Below are 3,833 nucleotides of genomic sequence, written 5' to 3'. Positions count from 1 at the left end.
CACGTCCGAAGAGGTCAGGTGACCGTCGGCCAAGGCCTGGCGGATGACGTCCTGTTGGGACGGTCCGTTCGGGGCGGTGAATCCGCTGCTGGCTCCGTCCTGGTTGACCGCCGAGCCCCGTATGACGGCCAGGACCTCGTGCCCGTTGCGGCGTGCCTCCGAGAGGCGCTCCAGGACCAGTACGCCCACACCCTCGCCGAAGCCCGTGCCGTCGGCCGTGGACGAGAACGCCTTGCAGCGGCCGTCAGGGGCGAGGCCCCGCTGTCGGCTGAAGGTGGCGAACACCGTCGGCGCCGCGATGACGGAGGCGCCGCCGGCCAGCGCAAGGGTGCACTGGCTCTGGCGCAGGGCTTGGGCGGCGAGGTGCAGGGCGACGAGCGAGGAGGAGCAGGCCGTGTCGACGGTGACGGCGGGGCCGTTCAGGCCGAGCGTGTAGGAGACGCGGCCCGAGGCAACGCTACCGGCGTTGCCGATGCCGATCACGCCCTCCAACTCCTCGTCGATCGACGGGAGTCGCGTCGCGTATTCGTGAGTCATGAGCCCGGTATAGACGCCGGTGCGGGTGCCCTTGAGGGAAGACGGGTCGATGCCCGCCCGTTCCAGGGCCTCCCACGCGCACTCCAGCAGGAGCCGGTGCTGCGGGTCCATCGCCAGCGCCTCACGCGGCGAGATCCCGAAGAAGCCCGCGTCGAAGCCGGATACGTCGTGGACGAACCCGCCCTCGCGGACGTAGGCCTTGCCCGGCGCGTCCGGGTCGGGGTCGTAGAGGTTCTCGAGGTCCCATCCGCGGTCGGCGGGGAAGGGGCCGATCGCATCACGTCCCTTCTCCACGAGGTTCCACAGGTCCTCAGGGGTGCGCACGCCGCCGGGCAGGCGGCAGCCCATGGCGATGATGGCGATGGGTTCGGTGCCGGCGGACTCCAGTTCCTGCAGCCTGGCTCTCGCCGACCGCAGATCCGCGGTAACCCGCTTGAGATAGGCGAGCGCTTTGTCGTCGCTGTTCACTGCGTACCCCCGATGCCCAGTTCGTTGTCGATGAGGGCGTAGATCTCGTCCGCTGTCGCGTTCTCCAGGTCGTCCCCGGAGCCGTCGGGGCCGTCGGGGCCTTTGGTGCCGCCGGGGCCGTCGGGCTGCCGCATTTCGTCGAGCAGGGCCGTCAGGCGTTGGGTCAGGAAGGCGCGGTCCAGGCCGCCGTCGGGCGTGGCTCGGTGCACGCTGCGACGCAGGGCTTCCAGCTGTTCCATGGCCTGCGCGGTCGGGTCGACGGTGCCCACGAGTTGCTCGACCAGGTGGGCGGCCAGGGCGGCCGGGCTGGGGTGGTCGAACACCGCCGTGGCGGGCAGGCGCAGCCCCAGTTGGCGGGAGAGCCGGTTGCGCAGCCGTACCGCGGTCAGGGAGTCGAACCCCAGCTCCAGGAAGCCCCGGGTGGGGGAGATGGCGTCGCGGCTGTCGTGGCCGAGGACGGCCGCCGCGGTGTCGAGCACGATCTGCTGCACGCGCCGCTGTCGCTCGTCGGCGCCCAGCTCGGCCAGCCACCGGGTCTCCTGCCCTGCGCCCGCGCTCCCCGCGGGTTCCGCGCCGGTGGCGGCCCGGCGGCGTACGCGGACCAGGCCGCGCAGCATCGGCGGGACCTCCTCCGTGGATGTCGGCTCCAGCCGGATCGGCACCGCCAGCGGCTCCCCGGCGGTCAGGCCGGCGTCGAAGGCGGCCAGGGCCTCCACAGTGGACAGGGCGCCGACGGCCGCGATGCTGCGGGAGGGGGAGCCCACTTGCCGGGTCAGTTCGCTGCGGTGCTCCCACAGCCCCCAGGCCAGCGAGGTGCCGGGCAGTCCCTGGGCGACGCGATGGGCGGCCAGTGCGTCCAGGAAGCCGTTGGCCGCGGCGTAGTTGGCCTGTCCCGCCGCGCCGAACACGGAGGCGGCCGAGGAGAACAGGACGAAGGCGGTCAGTGGCAGTTCGGCGGTCAGCTCGTGCAGATGCCAGGCGGCGTCCGCCTTGGGCCGCAGGACCGGGTCGAGCCAGTCGGCGGACCGGGTGCCGAGCACGCCGTCGTCCAGCGCTCCGGCGGCGTGCACGACGGCCGACAGCGGATGGTCGGCGTCGACCGTGGCGAGGAGCGCGGCCACGCTCGCGCGGTCGCCGAGGTCGGCCGCCACGATGTCGACGTGTGCGCCGCGCTCGGCGAGCTCGGCGTGCAGCCGGTCCGCGCCGTCGGCGGCCGGTCCTCCTCGGCTGACCAGCAGCAGCCGGGTGACTCCGTGCGTCTCCACCAAGTGCCGGGCGAGGAGTCCCCCGAGGGTGCCCGTACCTCCGGTGATCAGGACGGTGCCGGTACCCAGTGAGCCCGTTCTGGTGGGGGCCTGCACCCGGGCCAGGCGCGGCGCCCTGCCGTCTCCGGCGCGTACGACGACCTCCGGTTCCGGACCGAGGGCGTAACCGGGAAGGGCCGCGAGCGAGGCGGGATGAGCATCGAGGTCGACAAGGGTGATGCGGTCCGGATGCTCGGCCTGTGCGGCGCGCAGCAGGCCGCGCGCCGTTCCGTGGAGGAGGTCGCCATCCTCCGCTTCGCGGCTTACGACGACCAGCCGGGCGTCGCCGAAACGTTCGTCGGTGAGCCAGTCCTGCACCACCTCCAGCACCTGAGCGGTCGCCGCCCGGACGGCGGTCGGCACATCCTCGGGGTCCCCCGCGTCTTGTGTGCCGGGGAGCGTGAACAGGGCGGCGTCGGGTGCCGATGTGAGGTCGGCCAGGTCGGTGGTCGTCGTCACCTGCGCGCCCATGGCCTCCAGAGCCGCGGCGAGCCCGGCCGGGTCCGCTCCGATGACCGCCCAGGAGGCGGGGGCCGGTCCGGCCAGGGCTTCCTGCCGCGTTTCGACGCGGAAGAGGTGGCCCGTCCGCCGCACGGCGAACTGGTCGGCGACGACGGGCCGGCTGGCGAGCCGCCCGATGGTGAGGACCGGCAGCCCGGATTCGTCCCACGCCTGCCACGAGGAGTCCTGCGGATTGATCCGAACCCGTAGCGAGGTCGCCCCGGTCGCGAAGAGCCGGACGTCCGAGAAGGCAAACGGCAGCCGGGGGCCGTCATCACCTGCGCCCGCACCCGTCCGGGCGCAGGCCACGCTGTGCACGGCCGCGTCGAAGAGCCCAGGGTGCAGGCCGTATCCATCGACGTCGGCGCCCTCCGGCAGCGCGATCTCGGCAACGAGATCCTCACCGGCTCGCCAGGCGCGCCGCAGGCCGCGGAACTCGGGCCCGTAGTGGTAGCCGCCCACCGCGAGCTCGTCGTAGAACCCCTCGACGTCGAGGGGCGTGGCGCCGGTCGGCGGCCATTCCGGCAGCGCCTCCGGCGACGGCCCGGCCGCACCGAGGATCCCCTCGGCGTGGGTCGCCCAACTGCCGTCGTCACGGCGCGAGTGCATCGACACGGTACGGGTGCCGGGCTCTTCGGTCTCCGCGACGACGACCCTCACCTGTACGGCGTCGGCCTCACCGAGCACGAGCGGCGTCTGCAGGGTGAGCTCTTCGACCGATCCGCAACCGACCTGGTGGCCCGCGTGCAGGGCGAGTTCGACCCACGCCACGCCGGGTAGCAGCACCTGCCCGAGCACCTGGTGATCGGCCAGCCACGGGTACGAAGACAGCGACAGTCGTCCCGTCCAGACCCGCTGCCCGTCCGGCAGGTCGACCGCCGCCGGCACGAGCGTGTGACCGGCCTCCGTCAGCCCGACGGCGGTCACGTCTCCGGCAGGGGCGCGCGGTGCGTCGAGCCAGTAGGGCTGGTGCTGGAAGGGGTAGGTGGGCAGGTCGACCCGCCGACCGCCGGCCAGCATCCC

At 73.2% G+C, this 3,833-nt stretch carries 2 protein-coding genes; both read right to left on the bottom strand.

Translation table 11 applies throughout. The features are described 5' to 3' along the window. Positions 1-1,005 (bottom strand): beta-ketoacyl synthase N-terminal-like domain-containing protein (locus ACFIF2_RS35710; protein ID WP_395577456.1); only part of this gene is annotated, 1,005 nt, incomplete at its 3' end. Continuing rightward, positions 1,002-3,833 (bottom strand): SDR family NAD(P)-dependent oxidoreductase (locus ACFIF2_RS35705; protein ID WP_395577455.1); only part of this gene is annotated, 2,832 nt, incomplete at its 5' end. The genes ACFIF2_RS35710 and ACFIF2_RS35705, both read right to left, overlap by 4 nt.

Source organism: Streptomyces sp. BK79 (assembly GCF_044142145.1).
Taxonomy (GTDB): domain Bacteria; phylum Actinomycetota; class Actinomycetes; order Streptomycetales; family Streptomycetaceae; genus Streptomyces.
Note: the sequence above shows the minus strand (reverse complement) of the source record. Positions and strands in the feature narration are given on the sequence as shown.